This window comes from Rathayibacter sp. AY1C1 (genome assembly GCF_002932105.1).
Classification (GTDB): Bacteria; Actinomycetota; Actinomycetes; order Actinomycetales; family Microbacteriaceae; genus Rathayibacter.
This window is the reverse complement of the sequence record NZ_PSWH01000006.1, coordinates 83,519-104,880: the sequence shown is the minus strand read 5'-3', so window position 1 is coordinate 104,880 and position 21,362 is coordinate 83,519. Positions and strand designations below refer to the sequence as shown.

The following is a 21,362-nucleotide window of genomic DNA, read 5'->3' as shown; positions in this document are numbered from 1 at the left end:
CCGGATCAGGCGGGCGCGTCCGCTGCGGTGTGGACGCGCTCGCCGCCGATCCAGGTGCCCAGCACCCGGGTGTCCCCGATCGCCCGGGGGTCGCCGGCGAAGGGGTCCCGGTCCAGCAGGGCGAAGTCCGCCGCGAGTCCCACGGCGATCGAGCCCGACTCGCCCTCCAGGCCGTTCACCCACGCCGAGCCGGCCGTGGAGGCGGAGAGGGCGGTGGCGAGGTCGAGGCGCTGCCCCGGGAGGAACACCTCCTCGCTCCACCCCGGCTCGCGCTCGGACGGCGCCGAGAGCCGGTTCACCGCGACGTGGATCGCGGCGAGCGGGTCGGGCGTCGACACCGGCCAGTCGCTCCCCGCGGCGAGCACCGCGCCCGAGCGGAGCAGGTCGCCGAACGGGTACTGCCACGAGCCGCGCCGCTCACCGAGGAACGGCAGCGTCAACTCCACCATCTGCGGCTCCAGCGAGGCCCACAGCATCTGCAGGTTGGCCGCGACGTCGAGCGCACGGAAGCGCGGCAGGTCGTCCGGATGCACGACCTGCAGGTGGGCGAGGTGGTGGCGGTTGCCGCGGCGCCCGTTCGCCTCGATCGCCCGCTCGACGGCGTCCAGGCACTCGCGCACGGCGCGATCGCCGATCGCGTGGAAGTGCACCTGGAACCCGGCCGCGTCCAGGAGCGGCACGGCCTCGCTCAGGAGGCGCGGGTCGACCATCGAGAGGCCGTCGCCGTGACCGTGGCCGCCGTGCCCGTCGAGGTAGGGCTCGAGCATCGCCGCCGTGAAGTTCTCGGCGACCCCGTCCTGCATGATCTTGACGGTCGTCGGCGCGAAGCGGTCGGCGGCGAGCGCCGCGCGCCGCTCGACGAGCTCCGGGATCTGCTCGACGCCGCGGCCCCGGTCCCACCACAGCGCACCGCGGACGCGCCCGGTCAGCTCGCCGCTCAGCGCCGCGCGGCGGTACACCGGACCGGGGTCGCCCACATCGCCGTAGGAGCCGATGATCGCGTCCTGCCACGCCGTCACTCCGAACGAGTGCAGGGTCTCCTGCCCGAGGAGCAGCGCGCGGTGGAGCTCGTCCGCGCTGGCGGGCGGGAGATGGCGGCGGACCGCGTCCATCGCCCCCTCGTGCAGGGTGCCGGAGGGGGTGCCGTCGGCCAGGCGCTCGATGCGGCCGTCGGCGGGGTCCGGCGTCGTGCGGTCGATCCCCGCGAGGCGCAGTGCGGCGGAGTTGACCCAGGCGCCGTGCCCGTCGGCGTTGGTGAGGAAGGCGGGCCGGTCAGGGACGACCGTGTCGAGCTCGCGGGCGGTCGGGGTTCCTCCGGGGAAGTCGGGCAGGTTCCAGCCGCCGCCGAGGATCCACTCCGCTCCGCTCTCCCGAGCCGCGTACCCGGCGACCGTCGCCAGGTGCTCGGCGGGCGATCCACCCGCTCCGAGCCAGCAGCGCAGCAGCGCGGCGCCGCCCCAGACCGGGTGCACGTGGGCGTCCTGGAAGCCGGGGACGAGCATCCGGCCCTCGAGGTCGACCACCTCGGTGCGCGGCCCGATCAGGTCGGAGGCGTCGGCGCCGACCGCGACGATCCGCCCTCCGACGACAGCGACGCCGTGCGCTCGGGAGCGCACGGCGTCGGCGGTGAAGACGGCGCCGCCGGTCAGGACGAGATCGGCGGCGCGCACGGGTTCAGAAGCCCGCGGGAGCGAAGGCCTGCGTCATCTGGGAGAAGAGCGACACCGTCCAGCCGATCGCGATGAGGAACGACACGACCACGACGCCGAGGAAGACCCAGAGCGGGAGGAGGCCGCCGCCGGTCACGCGCTTCACGACCACGCTGCGGCCGATCACGTAGACGTAGGGAGCGGCGAGGAAGGCCCACGCCCAGTGGAACGGACGCTGCAGGCCGGCTCGCTTCAGCTGGCGCCAGTCGAGGAAGGCGAAGACGACCTCCGCCGCGTAGATCAGGAAGCCGACGACCTGGAGCACGCCGAGGCCGACGAGGTAGGCCGTCGACATCCCCATCGAGGAGCTCGGCCCGTAGGTCGAGGCCATCGACGAGTCGACGATCGCGCTCGGCGGGAGGAGGAAGATCGACAGCGCCGAGAGCAGCGGCAGGAGGACCACCACCCAGATCCACGGGGTGGACGTGACGATGCTCGTGTCACGCTGCTGCACGGGTGCTCCGGGAGCCGCGGAGTAGGCCGGGTACTGCGGCTGCTGCTGGTTGTAGGGCTGCTGCGGCTGCTGGCCGTAGGGCTGCTGGCCGTACCCCTGCTGGCCGTACTGCTGGGGAGCCTGCTGGCCGTAGCCCTGCTGCGGCTGCTGCTGGCCGGAGGGCTGCTGCGGCTGCGGCTGCTGACCGGCGCCCTGCTGGCCGTAGCCCTGCTGCCCGTAGCTCTGCTGCGGGTCGGCGGACGACGGCTGCTGCGGATACCGACCCGAGGCCGACTGCCCGTAGCTCGTCGCCGCTCCGCTCGACGTCTCCCCGTAGGCGGGACGCTCGGCGGGCGGCGAGGGCGGAGTCGGTGCGGTCGGCGGAACGGGAGTCGCGGCGGCCTGCGCCGACCCGCTCTCGGCCGGGGCGGTGGGAGTGGCCGCCGGCGCGTCGCGGAGCGACTCCGTCCAGCCGGTCCCGTCCCACCAGCGCTGACGGGACGAGCCCGCCGGGTCCGGGTACCACCCGGCGCGGGGTCCGGAGGCCTCGCCGCCCGTGCTCGCGCCCTGGTCCGTGCCGGTTCCGTTGTCGTCCGTCATGGCGTCCTCCACTCCCCTCCGGGCGTCTGCCCGCGATCTCGGACCACCGTAGCGCCGCGACACGATGCGTGGCCTGAGGGCGGGCTGATCGCGCGCTGTCCGAGCGCTGTCCGCACCGGCAGGCACCGGAGGCCGCCGACCGCCAGGATGGACGCATGCCCCACCTCCTCCGAGCCCGCGCCGCCCTCTTCGACATGGACGGGACGCTCGTCGACTCGACGGCCGTCGTGGAGACCATCTGGGGCGCCTTCGCCGAGCGCTTCGCTCTCGATTACGACGCGGTGCTCGGCGCCGTTCACGGTGTCCGCGCCGCCGACAGCGTCCGCCGCTTCGCTCCGGCCGGCAGCGACGTCGACGCGATCGTCGCGGAGCTCGACGCGTACGAGCTCGAGCACACCGAGGGCACCGTCGAGATCCCCGGCGCGACGGCGTTCCTCGCCTCACTCCCCCGCGAGCGCGTCGCCCTGGTCACGTCCGCGAGCCCGGCGCTGGCGGCCGCACGTCTGGCTGCGGCGGGCGTCCCCTCCCCCGACACCGTCGTCACCGCGCACGACGTCGCGAACGGCAAGCCTGCTCCCGACGGCTACCTCGCCGCCGCGGCCCTGCTCGGCGTCTCCCCCGAGGAGGCGCTGGTGTTCGAGGACGCCGAGGCCGGCATCCGGGCGGGTCTGGACGCCGGGATGCGCGTGATCGTCGTCGGGAGCCACGAGAGTGCGAGCACCCGGGGGCTGCCCCGGATCGCGCACTACTCCGACGCGCACGCCGCGCTCGAGGGCGACGAGCTCGTCGTCACCCTCGGCGGGCCTCAGTAGCGGATCGCGTCGATCACCTTCACCCGCACGGCGACGATCGCCGGTACCAGGCCCGCGAGCGCGCCGACGAGGGTCGCCGCCCCGAGCCCGAGCAGCGCCGCCTCGGCCGGGAAAGGCGGGATGTCGGCGATCCCGTTGTCCTGCACGAAGGCCACCGTCCAGGGGTTTGTGACGAGGATGACCGCGACCGTCACGCCGACCACTCCCGCGACGACGGTCGCCACGACGCTCTCCATCATGATCGAGAAGAAGATGCGGCCGGAGGAGGCGCCGAAGCTGCGCCGGATGCCGATCTCGCGGATCCGCTGCCGGACCGTGACCAGGGCGATGTTGAGCAGTCCGAGCGCGCCGAGCGCCAGCACCAGGCCCGCCACGCCGCCGATCACCCAGGTCAGCACGCCGAAGGGGTCGGAGTCGTAGACCAGGTAGTCCTGCCGGTCGACCGACACCTCGAAGTCGGATCCCAGGGCGCCGGCCACGTCGCGCTCCACCGCCGCGGCGAGGGGCTCGGCCAGGTCGAGCGGCACCCACATCTCGTAGTTCGGCACGCCCTGCCCGCCGTACTGCGGGTCGGCGTCGCGGGCGACCGCCGGGTAGGCGTCCGCGAGCATCATCATCGACGGATCCGTCTCGAACTGCGAGGAGGGAGTCACGCCGACCACCACGCCCGTGACGTCGCGCTCGGAGCCGAGCAGGGTGACCACCGGGTGGGTGCGCAGATCCGGGCTCCCGATCCGCTCCCAGAAGCGCTCGTTGACGACGAGTGCGGGAGCGAGGCGCTGGGAGTCGCGGGCGGTGAACCAGGAGCCGTCCACGATCTTCAGCCGGTGCATCTCGGCGAAGGGCTGGTCGACCGCCTGCACCGCGACGTCGACGGCGCCGTCGGCGAACTGGACGCGCGCGCTGCCGTAGGTCGAGCGGCTCGCGTAGGTGATGGAGTAGCGCTCGAGCGCACCGGTCCATGCGGCCTGGAGTGCGTCGGCATCCACCTCGGCGGTGCCGGTGCCGGAGGGGTAGGCGGAGAGGAAGAGGCTCGCCGGGCGCCCGCTGGAGCGCTCGGCCTGCTCGATGCTGGCCTGGCGGGCGATGCCACCGGCGGCGACGACCGCGGTCAGGGCGGCGACGGCCACCGCGACTCCGATCAGCGAGAGCAGCACGCGTCCGCGGTGGATCCGCAGCTCGGTCCACGCCTCGACGATCGCGCCGGCGATCCCGACGAGCGCGCGCATCAGAGGACCGCCGCCTCGGCGACGGAGCCCGCATCCGCGGTCGAGCCCAGGCGGCCGTGGTCGAGCCGGTAGTGGCGCTCGGCCCGCGCCGCGATGGCCGGGTCGTGGGTGATGGTGACCAGCGCGGAGCCGGACTCGCGGGCGATCTCGTCGAGCAGGCCCATCACGCTCTCGCCGGTGTCGGTGTCGAGGGCGCCCGTCGGCTCGTCGGCGAGGATCAGCCGCGGTCGGCGCACCAGGGCGCGGGCGATCGCGATCCGCTGCTGCTCGCCGCCGGACATGCGCCCGGGCATCGAGTCCACGCGGTGCCCGAGGCCGACCCGCTCCAGCATCTCGGCCGCGAGGTCGCGGCGGCGCCAGAACTCCGATCCGGTCGCGTAGAGCAGCGGCGTCATCACGTTCTCGCGGGCGGTCCGCCCCTCCAGCAGGTTGAACTGCTGGAAGATGAAGCCGATGCTGCCGCCGCGGATGCGCGCGCGGGCCCGCGAGGACAGGGTCTCGGTGGGAGCGCCCTCGAGCAGCATCCGCCCCTCGGTGGGCTCGTCGATGAGTCCGAGGATGTTGAGCAGCGTCGACTTGCCGGAACCGCTGCGGCCCACGACCGAGACGTGGTCGCCCTCGCCCACCTCGAGATCGACTCCGTCGAGGATCGTCAGCGGCGGCGCGTCGGGCAGCGGGACGACCTTGCGGATCCCCTCGAGCCGGAGGATCGTCACGAGCAGAAGACCGAGCCGTCGGGCTGCGCGATGCAGTCGCCGCCCAGCTGGACGTCGGGAGCAGCCTCCTCCGCGCCCGGCACGAACTGCAGGAGCTCGGCGCCCTCCTCCACTCCGCCGGTGATCTCGACGGAGCTGCCGTCGGTGAGTCCCAGCGTCACCGGGACCTCCTCGGTGCTGCCGTCGTCCGCCCGGCGGAACACGACGCCGGACTGGGCGGTGCCCTCGACCGCGGTGGTCGGCACGACGAGGACGTCCTCCGCCTTGCCTCCCGCGAGCGTCACCGAGGCGGCGAGCCCGGGGAACACGGTGACCTCCGTCGGCACCTGGCAGGTGAAGCTCGTGCCGGAGCCGCCGGTGGAGGTTCCACCGCCGCCGTCCGTCGCTCCGCCGGTCGTGCCGCCCTCGCCGGCTCCGGCGAGAGGGGTGCTGATGGTGAGGTCGGTGCAGGTGAAGCCGGCGGGCCCGCCAGTGATCGCGACCTGCGCCTCCGTCGGCCGGTTCTGGATGCGGTAGAGCTGCTGCGCGTCGATCGTGCCGGTGACGGCGTAGCTCGGCGGCGCGACCTGTCCGGTCACCTCGCCGACCGTGACGGCCTGGTCGTGGATGACGCCGAGCGCGCTGAGGGTGCCGCCGGTCGCGGCGTAGACCCGCTCGAAGCGCACGGAGGGCTCCTGCTGGGTGAGGGTGACGGCGCCGTCCGGGCCGGTCGTCTCGACCGGGTCGCGCGGAGTCTCGACGCGGATGTCGTAGATGAGATCGCCCGACGCGACGGCCGCGCCCTGCTGCACGTAGACGTCGTCGACCGTTCCGGCCGCCGTCGCCTTCAGCGGCACGGCGGGGTCGGCGGCGACGGTGCCCTGGAGGGTGAGGTCGTTGGTGACCGTGCCGCGGGCGACCGTGACGGTCGGCTCGGTGATCTCACCGGTCGGCTGCGTCGGATCGGCCTCGGCCGCGCCGTCCGGGAAGAACGCGATCTTCACCAGGGCGATGCTCGCCGCTCCGATGATGACCATCCACACGATCGGGAACACCCAACGCCGAACCGCACCCATCAAGTCCCCCGACTCCGCTTCCAGGGCGCTCCGCCGTGGGGCGCCGGAGGCAGCCTATCCGGCGGGGAGGTCGCGTCACGGACCGTGGCGCGCCCGTCAGCCGACGAGCGCCGCGACGATCGAGGCGACGCGGCGCGCCCTCGTCTCGGCGGCCTTCGCGCCCTCGACCGACGTGACGTGGGCCTTCCGCGCGCTCGGCGAGAGCGCGGCGAAGCGCTCCGCAGCGCCCGCCGAGGCCAGCGCGGACGCCAGGTCCTCCGGCACGGCGACCTCGCGCGGCGCGGTGTCGAGCTCGATCACGACGTCGATCGCGTCACCGCCGGCGAGCTGCGTCTCGCGGCGCTTCTCGGCCGAGAACGGGATGAGCGCGCGTCCGCCCATTGCTCCGACCGTGCTGGTGAAGCGGTAGCCGTTCACCGTCACCGCGACGGCGGGACGCTTGCCGCCGCCGAGTGCCTCGAGGACCTCGGGCGGCACCTCGATGCCGGTGTTGTTGCCGATCTGGAAGAGCGTCGTGGTGAACTGCACGAGGCGATGATGGCACGGACTCCCGCGTGTCGCGCGGCCGATCGCTGTACTGACGAGGAGGGCCGTCGACTCGATCCTCGTCGACCTCCCGTTCACGGATCCGGAGCGCTCGAGGGCGTTCTCCCCGGCGCTCGGCCGGACCCTGAATCCTCTGCTCAGCCCTGCATCCTCTGTTCAGCGATGACGCCGCCTGCTCCGTCGCCTCCGAGCCCGTGTCCGCGATGCTCCTCCCGCACCCCTCCTTCTCGACCTCCAGGTCGAAGGAGATCATCGTCGCGCGCTCCCGGGTGCAGGGCCTCTTCGCGGTGAGCGTCGGCAGCAGGGAGGAGGTCGGCGAGGTGCTCGGGAACGGGCCGGCCTCCGGCGGCGCCGAGCCGGTCGCGGTGCAGGACCTCGGCTCCATGCGGGCGCGGCCTCGAGGACCCTGACGGGCACGTCCGGGAGTCCCTGTACATGAATTCGGCCGCGGCCGACGCCGGTCCGCCCCGGGAGCGAGGGGTCGGTGCGCTCAGCAGGAGCGGGTGTCGGGGTCTCCGAGGGAGGAGCGCACGGCGTCGACCGTCATCCTGCCCTCGGGGTCGAGCCGGGCGAGCATGCGCGACATGATGTCGGCCAGCTGCGGGATCTGCTCGGCGTCGAGCGGATCGATGACGTCGGCCAGCACGGTCGCGACGTGACCGGGCGCCGTGTCGACGATCTTCTGGAGGCCGGCGTCGGTGAGCACCGCGTTCGTGGCGCGGCCGTCGGAGGCGCAGGGGCGGCGCTCGAGGTAGCCGCGGGCGACGAGGCGGGTCACCACGTGCGAGAGCCGGGGCAGGGTCGCGTTGGTGCGGGCGGCGAGCGTGGTCATCCGGAGGGCGCGGTCGGGCGCCTCGGACAGCATCGCCAGGGTCAGGTACTCGAAGTGCGTGAGCCCTGCGTCGCGCTGCAGCTGCGTGTCGAGGGCGCCCGGCAGCAGTTCCACGACCGCGATGAAGCGCAGCCAGGCGTCGAGCTGATCGGGCGTCAGCCAGCGTGTCTCGGGCGCACTCATCCCTCCACCCTACCCACTACTTGCCGCGACAAGTAAGTCCCCCGCGCCTCGTCGAGCCGCGTCCCGGGGCTCCGTCGGGAGGCCGACCCGCGCCAGCCTGATCTCACCATCCCCGCGAGCACCGCCCACGAGGCGAACCAGCGATCCGCGTACCAGCGGATCGCTGCAGCCGAACGCACCCCGCCCTGCAGAACGCGCCCCGTCACGAAGCCGACCGCGCCACACACGATCCACACCATCCCCGCGAGCACCGTCCCCGAGGCGAACCAGCGATTCGCGTGCGAGCGGATCGCTGTAGCCGAACGCCCCCCGCTCCTCAGAACGCACCCCGTCGAGAAGCCGACCGCGCCACACTCGATCCACACCATCCCCGCGAGCACCGCCACCGAGGCGAACCAGCGATCCGCGTACCAGCGGATCGCTGTAGCCGAACGCCCCCCGCTCCTCAGAACGCACCCCGTCGAGAAGCCGACCGCGCCACGCCCGTCAGGGACGGGCGTGGAATCGACTACAGCACGTCGTCGCTCAGATCGATCGGGTTGCCGAAGCGGTGGTTCGTGATCGAGATCGCCTGCTCGCGGAGGAAGGGCAGCAGTTCGACGCGGCCGGCGGGGGTGACCGGGTCGGCGTAGACGGCGGTGTCGAGGGCGCCGCCGAGGGCTTCGGCGAGGGCGGTCGCGAGGGGGACGCGGGATCCGTCGGCGCGGGTGAGCGGGACCGGAGTTCCCGTGCTGCCGCGGGTCATGCCGGCGACGACGTCGGTGAAGGAGCCGGTCGAGTCGGACGATCGGCGGACGACGGCCTGCTGTCCGTGCGTCGGGCTGCCGGGGGCCTGCGGGCCCGCATAGCCGTCGACGCGGTCGGAGACGATGTCGCCGATGATGCGGATGCGCGGCGCCGTGATGCGGCCGGCCGCGGCGCGCTCGAGCCACTGGGCGTCGGTCTCGACGACGATGCGCGGGACGAGGCCCGCCATCTCGGCGAGCTCGTCGCCGCCGAGCATCTCCTGGACCCGCGGCGGGAGCGGGAGGGACGTGGAGATGTCCATCCGGGAGCGGGTCAGCAGGCCCGCGGCGATGACGCGGAGGAGCTCTCCGAGGTCGCCGCCGTCGGCCAGGCGCAGCGCGATCGGCACGCGGAGGTAGCGGAACAGGTTCCGCTCGACGCCGACCTTCGAGATGTCGGTGACGACGCCGAACTCGGTCGCCCAGGCGAGCTGGTCGGAGAGGGCGGAGCGGCGGAGCAGGTCGAACTGCTCGAACCGGAGCGAGGACTGGGCCGCCTCGATGAACTGGCGCGCGCGGTCGTCGAGGCCGCGCAGGTGCAGCGTCGAGGAGGAGCGCGCGGGCGAGGGCTTCCAGGAGCCGAGGCCGATGAGGTGGTTGGGTCCGCCCGCCTTCGCGCCGCCGCCGACGGACGAGCGCTTCCAGCCGCCGAAGGGCTGGCGCCGGACGATGGCTCCGGTGATGCCCCGGTTGACGTAGAGGTTGCCCGCCTCGACCGAGTCGATCCAGAGGGCGAGCTCGTCGGCGTGCAGGGAGTGGAGCCCGGCCGTGAGCCCGTACTCGGTGCCGTTCTGCATCCGGACGGCGTCCTCGAGGGTCGCCGCGTGCATGATCCCGAGCACCGGGCCGAAGAACTCGGTGAGGTGGACGTAGCTGTCCTCGGTGACGCCCTCGCGGATCCCGGGCGACCAGAGCGTGCCGCTCTCGTCGAGCCGCTGCGGCTCGACGAGCCACGACTCGCCTCCGCCCAGCGTGGTGAGCGCGTGCAGGAGCTTGCCGGTGGGCTCCTCGATGAGCGGCCCCATCACCGCCGACGGGTCGTCGGGCCGGCCGACGCGGAGCGACGTGACGGCGTCGACCAGCTGGGCGCGGAAGCGCTTGGAGCGGGCGACCGAGCCGACCAGGATCACCAGGGAGGCGGCGGAGCACTTCTGGCCGGCGTGCCCGAAGGCGCTGCGGACGATGTCGGCGACGGCGAGGTCGTAGTCGGCGTGGGGAGTGACGATGATCGCGTTCTTGCCGCTGGTCTCGGCCTGCAGTGCGAGGCCGGGCCGCCAGGAGCGGAAGAGGCGGGCGGTCTCGTAGGAGCCGGTGAGCAGCACGCGGTCCACGAGGGGGTCGGTGATCAGCGCCCGTCCCAGCTCCTCCTCGTCGAGGTCGACCAGGGCGAGGAGCTCCTGCGGGACGCCCGCGTCCCAGAGCGCCTCGACGAGCACAGCCGCCGAGCGGCGGGCCTGGGGCGCCGGCTTCACCACGACTCCGGAGCCGGCGGCGAGCGCCGCGAGGATCGATCCGGCCGGGATGGCGACCGGGAAGTTCCACGGCGGAGCGACGACGGTGACCCGCGCGGGGACGAAGGTGGCCCCGGTGACGGCGTCGAGCTCGCGGGCGCGGGTGGCGTAGTAGTGGGCGAAGTCGATGGCCTCGGAGACCTCGGGGTCGGCCTCGGCGATCGTCTTGCCGGTCTCGGAGGCCATCACCTCGATCAGGCGGTCGCGGTTCGCGGCGAGGACGAGGCCGGCGCGGTCGAGCACGGCCGCTCGGTCGTAGCCCAGGCGCTCGCCCCAGCGCTCCGCGCGGCGGGACACCGCGCGCAGCACCTCCTGGAGCTCCGCCTCGGTGCTCACGCGCGCGGCGTCGGCCGTGCCCGCTCCGATGGTCGAGCCGGCGATGCGCTCGGTGATCAGGCGCGCCCAGCGGCGGTTGCCGGGGAGGGCGGGGTCGGTGTCGGGCTCGTTGTGGAAGCCCGCGGTCGCGGCGGCGGCACCGGAGCCGCGGCTGAGGCCGAGGACGGCCTGCGTCAGGCCCGCGGCGGCCGGGTCCTGCGCCCGCTCGCCGGCGCGGGCGTGCTCCTGCACGAGGCGGCGGCCGGAGCCGGAGGACCACTCCCGCAGGCGGTCCTGCGTGCGGTTCGGCGGCGGGACGGAGTCGTCGAGGGCCTCGAGCGAGGCGCGGAAGCGGCCGAGCTCCCGCTGCAGCACCTCCTCGTCGTCGAGGCGGAACGCGGCCGAGAGGAAGTTCTCGGGGCTGCTGTTCTCCTCGAGCCGGCGGATGAGGTACGAGATGGCCACGTCGAACTCGTGCGGGTGCACGACGGGCGTGTAGAGGAGGAGGCGTCCCACGTCCTCGCGGACGGCGCGCGCCTGCCCGGTCGCCATCCCGAGCAGCATCTCGATCTCGACCGCGCCGGTCACCCCGCGCTCGGTCGCCGTGAGCCACGCCCAGGCGAGGTCGAAGAGGTTGTGCCCGGCGACGCCCACGCGCACCGCGTCGACGCGCTCCGGCCGCAGTGCCCGGTCGAGCAGGCGCTTGTAGTTCGTGTCGGCCTCCACCTTGCTGCCGACCGTCGCGAGCGGCCAGTCGTGCAGGGCCGCGTCGACCCGCTCCATCGCGAGGTTCGCGCCCTTCACGACGCGCACCTTGATCGGGGCTCCGCCGCGGGCCCGGCGCTCCTGCGCCCACCCGGTCAGCTCGTCGAGCACGCGGACGGAGTCGGGCAGGTAGGCCTGCAGGACGATGCCCGCCTCGAGGTCGAGCATGCCCGGCTGCTCGAGGAGGCGCCGGAACACGGCGACCGTCAGGTCGAGGTCGCGGTACTCCTCCATGTCGAGGTTGATGAAGGTGGGGTCGGCTCCGGACGCGGCGGCCTGGTAGAGCGGGGTGAGACGCTCCACGACGCGGTCGACCTCCTCCTCGAAGGCCCACATCGACAGCTGGCTGACGACGCTCGAGACCTTGACGCTGACGTAGTCGACGTCCGGCCGCTCGAGCAGGCGGAGGGTCCCCTCGAGGCGGCGGCGGGCCTCGCGCTCGCCGAGCACGGCCTCGCCGAGGAGGTTGAGGTTGAGCCGGTCGCCGCCCTCGCGCAGCGCGGCGACGGCCGCACCGAGACGCGCCTCCGAGGCGTCGACCACGAGGTGCCCGACGAGGCGGCGGAGGACCCGGCGGGCCGCGGGCACGACCACCCAGGGCAGCACGGGGCCGACGGCGCCGCCGGTGCTGATCGCGGCGCGCAGGTAGGAGGGGAGGAAGGCGGGCGTCTTCGCGGTGAGCGCCGCGAGGTTCTCGGCCGCGACCGAGAGGTCCTCGGGCCGGGCGACGCCGTCGACGAACCCGACGGTGAAGTCGAGTCCGTTCGGGTCCTGGAGCACGCCCGCGAGCCGCTGGGCGGCGGGCTCGACCGGGAACTCGCCGCTGCGCGCGATCCAGCGGCGGACCAGGGACTCGACGCGCTCGATCATCGGGCGGTCGTCGACCTCGGGCTCGGCGGCGGCGGGCGCGGCGAGCTCCGACTCCGACGCGGCGTCGGGCCCGCGCAGGACCTCGTCCTCAGCGTCGCGCACGACCTCGTCCTCTGCATCGGGCTCGCTCACGGCCTCGTCCTGAGCGTCGCGCACGACCTCGTCCTCGTCCTGAACACCGGGCTCGCGCAGGTCCTCGTCCTCAGCGTCGGACTCCTGCTCGTCCTGAGGCTCAGCCACGTCCTCAGCGTCGGACTCCTGGTCGTCCTGAGGCTCGGCCACGTTCTCGGACGCGGACTCCGGCGCCGGCACGACCTCGGCCCCGCTCACGGAGTCGCGCGCCTCACCGGCCTCGACCTCGTCGTCCGACCCCGTGCCGCCCTCCGGCGTCCGACCACCGATCGTCGCGTCGACCCCGCTCCGCACGGCCGCCTCGTCGGGCTCGCGCTCCGGGTCGCTGCCGGGCACACCTGGGGTCGTCGACTGCTGCATCCTCCGAGGCTAAGCCCGACCCGCCGCGCGAACGCGGCGTGACGCGGTGGTCGCGCCGACTCGCCCGCGAGCCGCCCCTGTGGAGGAGCGGATCAGTGCCGGCGGTGGTCCTGGATGGTCATCCGCGGGCCGTGCCGCGGCTTCCTCGCTCCGCTGCAGCCGATCAGCCGGATGATCCGCTGCCGGTGCCCGCGCCACGGCTCGAGGAGCTCGAGCATGCCGTCGTCGTCGACCCCGAGCCGACCCGTGAGCGCGAAGCCGACGGCCGCGGCCAGGTGGTAGTCGCCCACGCTGACCGCGTCCGGATCGCCGTGGGCGCGCATCATCACCTCGGACGCCGTCCACGGCCCGATCCCCGGCACCGACTGCAGCCGGCGGGCGACCTCGTCGCCGCCCCGCCCGAGCGCGAGGGTCCGCTCGAGGCCGGAGGCGACGAGCGCGGCGGTGAGGACGGTCCGCGAGCGCCGCGGATCCACTCCCGCGCGGTGCCAGTCCCACGAGGGCACCCGTCGCCACTGCTGCGCGCTCGGAGCCACGTGCAGAGCGACCGGCCCCGGGGCGGGCTCCCCGTGGAGGCGCACCAGCACCCGGTAGGCGCGCCACGCCTCCGTGCTCGTGACCTTCTGCTCGAGGACCGACGGCGCGAGCATCTCGAACACCAGGTTCGCGCGCGTGAGGCGCAGGCCCGACGAGCGGCGGAGCACCTCGGCGAGCGGCGCGTGGGCCGACAGGTCGAGCCCGCTCCAGTCGTCGCCGTGGCCGAGGAGCTCGGGGACCGCGTCGATCAGCCACTCCGCTCCCCCGCCCCAGGCGCGCGCGTGGACCGCGCCGTCCACCGCCTGCCGCAGATGCAGGGTGCCCGGGCCGAGCGGCGTGCGGAACGCCCGCCAGAAGCCGGACGCGTCGAGGAGCATGGTCGGGTCGCCCGAGCCCCGCAGCAGCGTGCGGAGGGTGAGCGCGAGGCTCACCGGCTCCGCCGGCGCGTAGACCGTCGCCCAGGCGGGCTCCGGAGCAGGGGCGGGGATCGACACGCAGTGATGGTAACCGGCGGCTCCGACACCGGATCGGACGCTCCTCCACAGAACCCCCATCCACGACGTGTTCGGAGCGACACGCCCGGCGGATTGGTTCAGACGGCGTGAACACATGCGCGGATCCGATCGCCCGTTTCCACTGGTCAGCAGGTCGATCCCTGGCGTAGCTTCGCGCTGTCGCGGCGGCGCTCCAGCCGCCCGGCACCCGCCTATCACTGGAGATGCGCACATGTTCGACACGACCTTCATCCGCAACGCGATCGTCAAGAGCTCTGAGACCGCTCTCGACCGTCGCCGCTTCTTCGAGGCCACCGGCGTCGCCGGCCTCGGCATCGGAGCCGCGGCCCTCGCCGCGCCCACCGCCTCCGCCGAGGAGGTCGCTGCCAGCGGCCCCAGCGACGCCTCGATCCTCAACTTCGCCCTCAACCTCGAGTACCTCGAGGCCGAGTTCTACCTCCGCGCCGTCTACGGCACCGGCCTCGGCGGCTCGGACGTGACCGGCAAGGGCACGCCCGGCGGCGTCATCGGCGGCCGCCCCGTCGACTTCAAGACCCCGTGGCTGAAGAGCTTCGCCACCGAGGTCGCGAACGACGAGAAGGCCCACGTGCAGTTCCTGCGGGCCGCGCTGGGCACCGCGAAGGTGGCCCGCCCGGCGATCAACCTGAAGGACAGCTTCAACTCCGCCGCCGTTGCGGCGGGGCTGATCAAGGCCGGTCAGTCGTTCGACCCGTTCGCGAGCGAGTCGAACTTCCTGCTCGGCGCCTTCGTCTTCGAGGACGTGGGAGTGACCGCCTACAAGGGCGCCGCCCCGCTCATCCAGTCGAAGACCTACCTCGACGCGGCCGCCGGCATCCTCGCGGTGGAGGCGTACCACGCGGGCGCGATCCGCTCGGCGATCTACGCCGCCGACCTGTCCGACTCGGCGAATAAGCTCTCCGACGCGCGCGACAGCCTCGACGGCAAGACCGACCTCGACCAGGGCGTCAAGGTCAACGGCCAGGCGAACATCGTCCCGACCGACGGCAGCTCCATCGCGTTCAGCCGCACCCCGGGCCAGGTCCTCAACATCGTGTACCTGAACCCCGCGGCCGGCACGCGCACCGGCGGATTCTTCCCCCGCGGCGTCAACGGCGAGCTCGTCACGACCTAGTCCCACCAGCACAGAGCACGACGACGGGCCCTTCCTCGAGGCGGCGAGGAGGGGCCCGTCGTCGTCCGCGTGCACATCCGTTCACCGGGTCCTCTAACCTGAGCGGGTGAAGATCGGGATCCTGACCTCCGGTGGCGACTGCCCCGGCCTCAACGCCGTCATCCGCGGTGCCGTCTACAAGGGCATCAAGGTCTACGACCAGGAGTTCGTGGGCTTCCGGAACGGCTGGCGCGGAGTGGTCGACGGCGACCTCCTGCCCCTGGGCCGCCCCGAGATCCAGGGCATCGCCAAGCAGGGCGGCACGATCATCGGCACCAGCCGGACGAACCCCTTCGAGGGCGAGAACGGCGGCCCCGAGAAGATCGCCGAGATGATGGACCGCAACGGCATCGACTCGATCATCGCGATCGGCGGCGAGGGCACCCTGGCCGCGGCCAAGCGCCTCACGGACGCGGGCCTCAAGATCGTCGGCGTCCCGAAGACCATCGACAACGACCTCGGCGCCACCGACTACACCTTCGGCTTCGACACGGCCGTCGGCATCGCGACCGACGCGATGGACCGCCTCCGCACCACCGGCGACTCGCACGGCCGCTGCATGGTCGCCGAGGTCATGGGCCGCCACGTCGGCTGGATCGCCCTGCACTCCGGCATGGCCGCGGGCGCCCACGTCATCCTCATCCCGGAGAAGCGCACCTCCCTCGACCAGATCGTCGAGTGGGTGCAGAGCGCGCAGGACCGCGGGCGCGCACCGCTCGTCGTGGTCGCCGAGGGCTTCTCGCTCGACACGATGGACGACGCCCACTCCGAGCGCGGCCTCGACGCCTTCGGCCGGCCCCGCCTCGGCGGCATCGGCGAGCTGCTGGCTCCGCTCATCGAGGAGCGCACCGGCATCGAGACCCGCGCCACCACGCTCGGCCACATCCAGCGCGGAGGCACGCCCACCGCGTTCGACCGCGTCCTCGCGACCCGCCTGGGCATGGCCGCCATCGACTCCGTCGTCGCCGAGCACTGGGGCCGCATGGTCGCCCTGCGCGGCACCGACATCTACCACGTGGCCTTCGCCGAGGCGCTCGGCACCCTCAAGACGGTGCCGGACGCCCGCTACGAGGAGGCGCGCACCCTCTTCGGGTAGCGCGCGCTCCCCGCAGAGCGGTCAGTCCTTCGCGCCGTCCGGCGTCGCCGTGGCGACGATCTGCGCCCGCGCTAGGGTGTGGAAGTGCGCGTTGAAGCCGAGGATCGCCGGCGTCGACTCCGGGTCGAGGTCGAGCGACTCGACATCGAGGGCGTGCACCACGAAGAAGTAGCGGTGCTCGCGGTCCGGCGGCGCCGCTCCGACGAACTGGCGCAGCCGCATCTCGTTGGGCAGCGTCTGCGCGCCCGCCGGGAGCAGCTCGAAGCCGGCGGCTCCGGCTCCCGTCGGGAGCTCCGTGGTGTCGGCCGGGAGGTTGTAGACGGCCCAGTGCCAGAAGCCGGAGCCGGTGGGCGCGTCGGGGTCGAACACCGTCACGGCGAAGCTCTTCGTCTCGGCGGGGGCTCCCGACCAGCGCAGGTGCGGCGAGACGTCCTCGCCGCCGGAGCCCTCGCCGTAGTGGCGGGCGGACAGGGGCGCACCGTCGGCGATGTCGTCGCTCTCGAGCGCGAAGGTCGGCACCTCGCCGAGGCGGGCGTAGGGGTCGTAGGTCCAGTCGGACATCCGGTTTCTCCGTTCGGGAAGGGCGGGCGGGGGCCCGCGCCCTCAGCCTAGGAACCCGGCGGTGCGCGCCGAAGGGCTTGCGGAGGGGGTCAGGACCCGAGATAGCGCCCGGGCCGGTGGTTGAACGCCAGGACCAGGTTGAGCACCACCACTCCCGCCGCCGAGATCAGCACGTTCAGCGGAGGCACCACCAGCAGCGCGGCCGCGACCACGCACGCGTCGAGCGCCATCATCACGTAGCCCGCCCGCCAGCCGAGCCGCTCCTGCGCGATCAGGGCGACGATGCTGAATCCGCCCAGGCTCGACCCGTGCCGGAAGAGGATCAGGAGGCCGATCCCCGCGAGCACGTCGCCCGTGAGGACGCCGTAGACGGGCTCGATCCGCAGCTCGCCGAACGCCAGCGGGTGCAGGCCCGCCAGGACCGAGACCAGCACGATCGAGAACATGGTCCGCAGCGTGAAGCGCCAGCCCTTCTTCCACAGCGAGAGGGCGAGGAACGGCACGTTGACCGTGACGAGGATCACGCCGAACGGGATGTCGAGCGGGTACCCCAGCAGCAGTGCGAGACCCGCGGTGCCGCCCGTGACCGCCTGGCTCGCGCGCAGCAGGTAGAGGCCGAGCGACACGACGAACGCACCGGTGACGAGACCGAAGACGTCCTCGAGGCGGGAGTGCGGCACGGGGGCGGAGGCGTCGGGCACCCGACGATGCTGCCACACGCCGCGCCCCGGTCCGGACGTCCTCGTAGGATGTGCCGGTGCTGCCGAAGATCCTGCTGTTCTACCGCTTCGTGCCGCTGGCCGACCCCGAGTCCGTGCGGCTGTGGCAGCGCGAGCTGTGCGAGTCGCTGGGCCTGCGCGGGCGCCTGCTGATCTCGGAGCACGGGGTGAACGGCACGCTGGGCGGCGGGATGGACGCCCTGAAGCGCTACGTCCGCCGCACCCGTGAGCACTCGGCATTCCACGGACTCGAGGTGAAGTGGAGCGACGGCTCCGGCCTCGACGACGACGGCCGCAGCCTCGACTTCCCCGGTCTCTCGGTGAAGGTGCGCGACGAGATCGTCTCGTTCGGCGCGCGCGACGAGCTGCGGGTCGACGCCGACGGGGTCGTCGGGACGGCTCCGCGGCTCGACCCGGACCAGCTGGACGCCCTCGTCGCCGAGCGCGACGACGTGGTGCTCTTCGACGGCCGCAACGCCTTCGAAGCCGAGATCGGCAGGTTCGAGGGGGCGATCGTGCCGGGGGTCTCCAGCACCCGCGAGTTCGTCGAGCAGCTCGACGCCGGCGTCTACGACCACCTCAAGGGCCGGCCCGTGGTCACGTACTGCACCGGCGGCATCCGCTGCGAGGTGCTGTCGAGCCTGATGACGGCGCGCGGCTTCGGCGAGGTGTACCAGCTCGACGGAGGCGTCGTCCGCTACGCCGAGGCGCGGCGCGACCGCGGTCTGTGGAAGGGGGCCCTGTACGTCTTCGACGGCCGCGGCTCCGTCTCCTTCTCCCCCGACGCCGAGGTGCTGGGCCGCTGCACCTCGTGCGCCGCGCCGACCAGCCGGATGCGCAACTGCACCGACCTCTCCTGCCGCGCCCAGCTCGTGGTCTGCGCCGACTGCGATGCGGCGGCCTGCGCCGCGCACGCGGGCCCTACGCTCGTGCCATGAGCATCGAAGCGCGCGGGCGCACCCTCGTCGACCTCCACACCAACCCCGAGCTGCTGCAGGTGGTGAACGTCTGGGACGTGATCAGCGCGACCACGGTCGCCGCGCTCCCGGAGACCCGGGCGCTCGCGACCGCCAGCCACTCCATCGCGGCGGCGTTCGGCTACGAGGACGGCGAGCGGATCCCGCTGGAGCTGCACCTGGGCATGATCGAGCGCATCGTCGCCGCCGTCGAGGTCCCGGTCTCGGCCGACCTCGAGGCGGGCTACGGCGACGCCGGCGAGACGGTCCGCCGCGCGATCGGGATCGGCGTCGTGGGCGCGAACCTCGAGGACCAGGCGAAGCCGCTCCCGGAGGCGCTGCGAGCGGTCGAAAAGGCCGTCGCCGCGGCCGAGGAGGAGGCGGTGCCCTTCGCGCTCAACGCCCGCACGGATGTGCTCCTCCGCGCCGGCGACCGCGACCGCGGCGAGGTCCTGGCCGACGCCGTCGAGCGCGGCCGCGCCTACCTCGACGCCGGCGCCACCTGCTTCTTCGTCCCCGGGCTGCTCCAGGACGCCGAGCTGGAGTCCCTCGTCGCCGCCCTCGGGCGGCAGCGCGTCAGCGTCATCGGCGTCCCCGGATCGCAGTCCCCCGCCCGCTTCGAGGAGCTCGGGCTGGCCCGCGTCTCCTACGGTCCGTGGACGCAGCGCGTCGCCCTGACGGCGCTCCAGGACGCGGCGTCCGCCCTCTACTCCGGCGGATCGCTCCCCGAGGGCACCCGGCCCCTGAACTGACCGCCCGGCCGCGGGCCCGCGGGCGTAGCGTGGGCCCATGTACCGAGCCATCGTCGTCGAGCGGCACTCCGACTCCGACACCGACACCCCCAACCGAGCCCGCCTCCTCGAGCGCGACGATCCCGACCGCTCGCACGGCGACGTGTCGATCGCCGTCGAGTACTCGAGCGTCAACTACAAGGACGCCCTGGCGCTGGCGGGGCGGCCCGGGATCGTTCGCCGCACCCCGCTCGTCGCCGGCATCGACCTGGTCGGCACCGTGGAGTACGCGGACGGCGAGGCGGGCGAGCGCTTCGACTCCGGCGACCGGGTGGTGCTCAACGGCGCCGGCCTCGGCGAGCGCCACGACGGCGGGCTCGCCGAGCGGGCGCGTGTCGACTCCGCGTCGCTGCTCCGGCTGCCCGGCGCCATCTCGGCGGCACGGGCCGGAGCGATCGGCACCGCGGGCTTCACGGCGATGCTGGCCGTGCTGGCGCTCGAGCGGCACGGCGTGCGGCCGGGCAGCGGTCCCGTCCTGGTGACGGGGGCCTCGGGAGGCGTGGGGTCGCTCGCCGTCGCGCTCCTGGCGCGCCTCGGCCACGAGGTCGTCGCCTCGACCGGCCGGCTCGGCGAGCACGGCGCTCTGCTCCAGCGCTTGGGCGCCTCCGACGTCATCGACCGCGCCGAGCTGCAGGAGGGCGGGAAGCCGCTGCAGTCCGAGCGCTGGGCGGGAGCGGTGGACTCCGCCGGCTCGCACACGCTCGCGAACGCCCTCGCGCAGACGCGGTGGGGCGGCACCGTGGCGGCGTGCGGTCTCGCGCAGGGCCCGGACCTGCCATTGAGCGTGATGCCGTTCATCCTGCGCGGAGTGACGCTGGCCGGCATCAACTCGGTGGAGGCGCCGCGCAAGCTCCGCGAGGAGGCCTGGCGCCGCCTCGCTCACGACCTCGACCTGGAGCTGCTCGACGAGCTGACGACGACGGTGCCGCTCGGCGGGGCGGTCGACGCGGCCGAGGACGTGCTCGCCGGCCGCTCGCACGGTCGGACTGTGGTGGACGTCCGCGCCTGACGGTTCGGCCTCGCCGGAGGGCGTCCGCCCGCCTCGAGCGTGGAGGAGGGGGCGCCCCGGCCGGCGCTGCGGGGCGGCTGCTCGTGCGGCGGTGCGCTACTCCGCGGCCTCCGTGGCGCCGCTCGGCTCGGCCGACGCGTGACCGACGGAGGAGTCGGGGCGCGCGGCGCGGGGCTTCGCCGGCGTGCGGGGCTTCGGCGCGGGCTTCGCGGCCGGAGCCGGCTTCGCGGGGGCGGGCTCGGCGGACTCGGATCCGGCGGGCTTCGGCTCGGCGGGCTTCGATCCCGCGGACTTCGGCTCGGCGGGCTTCGGCTCCGCGGGCTTCGGCTCGGCGGGCTTCGGCTCGGCGGGCTTCGGCTCCGCGGGCTTCATCGGGGCTGCGGACTCGATCGGCTCGGAGCCGATGACGTCCACGGGCGCGGAACCCCCGGACCCGGCCGGCGTGCTCGCGGCGGTCCGAGCACTCGTCTTCGGAGCGCCCTTCGGCGTGGCCTTCGGGCTCTTCGGAGCGGCCCCCGCTGCTGACTCCGTCGGAGCCGCGACGTCCTCCGCGGCGCCGTCCGCCTCCGGAGCCGCGGCCGCCGCGCTCACGCCGCTCGCCGCCTCCTGACCCTCGACCACCGTCGCCGGACCCGCCGCCTCCGCGGCCACGGCCGCGGCCTTCGCCGCCTTCGCCTTCTTCTTCGCGGCGGCCGCCTGGGCCCGCTCCGCCTGCTCGGCGACCTCGGGGACGATCACGAGGTCGTCGGCCTCGATCACGGGGATCGCCGCGGTCGTCGTCCCCAGCTGGAGGGCCGCGATCAGCTCGGGCGCGTGCTTGGTGCTCACGATCAGGCGGGAGTAGTCCTCGTCGACCAGGTCGATCACGACGGCCGAGGCAGTGCGCTTGATCAGCAGGAAGTCCTTGCCGCCGTGGAACTTCCACGTGCCGGCTGCGAGCGTGAGCGGCACCGCGGTGCCCGGCGCGCGGATGCCCCGGACCCAGATCCAGGGGTCCTCGGTGACCGTCGCCGAGCGGATGCTCGACCGGTCGACGACGACGTCGCTGCGGTGGAACGCGAGCAGTCGCTCGGCCGCGGTGAGGCGGAGTTCGAGGCGGTCGGGGAGCACGGTCACGACGGGCATGCCTCTAGTCTGCCCCGCCGCCCGCCGCC

At 73.7% G+C, this 21,362-nt stretch carries 19 protein-coding genes; 7 read left to right on the top strand and 12 right to left on the bottom strand.

The genetic code is table 11. The annotated features are described in order from the left end of the window. Positions 1 to 5: 5 nt before the first annotated feature. A complete protein-coding gene (locus C5C71_RS04765) occupies positions 6 to 1,670 on the bottom strand; it encodes an amidohydrolase (RefSeq protein WP_104337227.1) in 1,665 nt (554 codons plus the stop codon). Between the two features lie 4 nt (positions 1,671 to 1,674). Continuing rightward, positions 1,675 to 2,742 carry a DUF2510 domain-containing protein gene (locus C5C71_RS04760; RefSeq protein WP_146081478.1) on the bottom strand — a complete coding sequence of 356 codons (1,068 nt, stop codon included), beginning with the start codon at positions 2,740 to 2,742 and terminating at the stop codon, positions 1,675 to 1,677. A gap of 155 nt (positions 2,743 to 2,897) precedes the next feature. Here C5C71_RS04760 and C5C71_RS04755 point away from each other — a divergent pair, with 155 nt between their 5' ends. After that, positions 2,898 to 3,554, top strand: a complete 657-nt coding sequence (locus C5C71_RS04755; protein ID WP_104337226.1) for an HAD-IA family hydrolase — start codon at positions 2,898 to 2,900, stop codon at positions 3,552 to 3,554. On the opposite strand, the gene C5C71_RS04750 is transcribed toward C5C71_RS04755, so the two are convergent. The 4 genes from C5C71_RS04750 to C5C71_RS04735 form a co-directional block, all read right to left on the bottom strand. After that, on the bottom strand, positions 3,548 to 4,783 hold the full coding sequence (locus C5C71_RS04750) for an ABC transporter permease (RefSeq protein WP_104233103.1): 1,236 nt from the start codon (positions 4,781 to 4,783) through the stop codon (positions 3,548 to 3,550). The genes C5C71_RS04755 and C5C71_RS04750 overlap by 7 nt on opposite strands. After that, positions 4,783 to 5,499 carry an ABC transporter ATP-binding protein gene (locus tag C5C71_RS04745; protein ID WP_104337225.1) on the bottom strand — a complete coding sequence of 239 codons (717 nt, stop codon included), beginning with the start codon at positions 5,497 to 5,499 and terminating at the stop codon, positions 4,783 to 4,785. The genes C5C71_RS04750 and C5C71_RS04745 overlap by 1 nt, the downstream gene beginning before the upstream one ends. After that, positions 5,496 to 6,515: an efflux RND transporter periplasmic adaptor subunit gene (locus C5C71_RS04740; RefSeq protein ID WP_104222862.1), complete on the bottom strand. Its 1,020-nt coding sequence runs from the start codon at positions 6,513 to 6,515 to the stop codon at positions 5,496 to 5,498. The genes C5C71_RS04745 and C5C71_RS04740 overlap by 4 nt, the downstream gene beginning before the upstream one ends. A gap of 135 nt (positions 6,516 to 6,650) precedes the next feature. Beyond that, entirely contained in the window at positions 6,651 to 7,082 is a 432-nt protein-coding gene (locus C5C71_RS04735) for a YdeI/OmpD-associated family protein (protein ID WP_104233100.1), read from the bottom strand. 212 nt (positions 7,083 to 7,294) lie between these two features. On the opposite strand from C5C71_RS04735, the gene C5C71_RS17495 reads away from it, so the two are divergent. Continuing rightward, positions 7,295 to 7,510 (top strand): hypothetical protein, encoded by a 216-nt coding sequence (locus C5C71_RS17495; RefSeq protein ID WP_181065644.1) that lies wholly within the window; start codon positions 7,295 to 7,297, stop codon positions 7,508 to 7,510. A gap of 80 nt (positions 7,511 to 7,590) precedes the next feature. Here C5C71_RS17495 and C5C71_RS04725 read toward each other — a convergent pair whose 3' ends face one another. The 3 genes from C5C71_RS04725 to C5C71_RS04705 all read right to left on the bottom strand — a co-directional run bounded on the left by C5C71_RS04725 (position 7,591) and on the right by C5C71_RS04705 (position 13,884). Then, positions 7,591 to 8,115, bottom strand: a complete 525-nt coding sequence (locus C5C71_RS04725; RefSeq protein ID WP_104233099.1) for a MarR family winged helix-turn-helix transcriptional regulator — start codon at positions 8,113 to 8,115, stop codon at positions 7,591 to 7,593. Between the two features lie 508 nt (positions 8,116 to 8,623). Continuing rightward, positions 8,624 to 12,361, bottom strand: coding sequence for a proline dehydrogenase family protein (locus C5C71_RS04715; protein WP_104260431.1), 3,738 nt, complete (start codon positions 12,359 to 12,361; stop codon positions 8,624 to 8,626). Between the two features lie 584 nt (positions 12,362 to 12,945). After that, a complete protein-coding gene (locus tag C5C71_RS04705) occupies positions 12,946 to 13,884 on the bottom strand; it encodes a DNA-3-methyladenine glycosylase (RefSeq protein ID WP_258064157.1) in 939 nt (312 codons plus the stop codon). A 232-nt stretch (positions 13,885 to 14,116) separates the two neighbouring features. Between C5C71_RS04705 and C5C71_RS04700 the strand changes: the two genes are divergently transcribed. Together C5C71_RS04700 and C5C71_RS04695 are read left to right on the top strand one after the other, a co-directional pair. Next, the gene (locus C5C71_RS04700; RefSeq protein WP_104222865.1) at positions 14,117 to 15,037 is read left to right on the top strand and encodes a ferritin-like domain-containing protein; all 921 of its coding nucleotides are present in this window, start codon (positions 14,117 to 14,119) and stop codon (positions 15,035 to 15,037) included. A gap of 106 nt (positions 15,038 to 15,143) precedes the next feature. Next, complete coding sequence (locus C5C71_RS04695; RefSeq protein ID WP_104246916.1) at positions 15,144 to 16,172, top strand: 6-phosphofructokinase; 1,029 nt, start codon at positions 15,144 to 15,146, stop codon at positions 16,170 to 16,172. Between the two features lie 21 nt (positions 16,173 to 16,193). On the opposite strand, the gene C5C71_RS04690 is transcribed toward C5C71_RS04695, so the two are convergent. Continuing rightward, positions 16,194 to 16,733: a YbhB/YbcL family Raf kinase inhibitor-like protein gene (locus C5C71_RS04690; RefSeq protein WP_104249897.1), complete on the bottom strand. Its 540-nt coding sequence runs from the start codon at positions 16,731 to 16,733 to the stop codon at positions 16,194 to 16,196. A gap of 89 nt (positions 16,734 to 16,822) precedes the next feature. Beyond that, entirely contained in the window at positions 16,823 to 17,434 is a 612-nt protein-coding gene (locus C5C71_RS04685) for a YitT family protein (RefSeq protein ID WP_244230588.1), read from the bottom strand. A 56-nt stretch (positions 17,435 to 17,490) separates the two neighbouring features. Between C5C71_RS04685 and C5C71_RS04680 the strand changes: the two genes are divergently transcribed. The 3 genes from C5C71_RS04680 to C5C71_RS04670 are packed head-to-tail and all read left to right on the top strand — an operon-like array spanning position 17,491 to position 20,208. After that, a complete protein-coding gene (locus tag C5C71_RS04680) occupies positions 17,491 to 18,390 on the top strand; it encodes a rhodanese-related sulfurtransferase (protein ID WP_104337223.1) in 900 nt (299 codons plus the stop codon). Further along, entirely contained in the window at positions 18,387 to 19,160 is a 774-nt protein-coding gene (locus C5C71_RS04675) for an isocitrate lyase/phosphoenolpyruvate mutase family protein (protein WP_104337222.1), read from the top strand. Before C5C71_RS04680 ends, C5C71_RS04675 begins: the two co-directional genes overlap by 4 nt. Before the next feature lie 37 nt (positions 19,161 to 19,197). Further along, the gene (locus C5C71_RS04670) at positions 19,198 to 20,208 is read left to right on the top strand and encodes an MDR family oxidoreductase (protein ID WP_104337221.1); all 1,011 of its coding nucleotides are present in this window, start codon (positions 19,198 to 19,200) and stop codon (positions 20,206 to 20,208) included. Positions 20,209 to 20,304: 96 nt separating this feature from the next. On the opposite strand, the gene C5C71_RS17885 is transcribed toward C5C71_RS04670, so the two are convergent. Beyond that, positions 20,305 to 21,333 (bottom strand): hypothetical protein, encoded by a 1,029-nt coding sequence (locus tag C5C71_RS17885; protein WP_258068646.1) that lies wholly within the window; start codon positions 21,331 to 21,333, stop codon positions 20,305 to 20,307. Positions 21,334 to 21,362 lie beyond the last annotated feature (29 nt).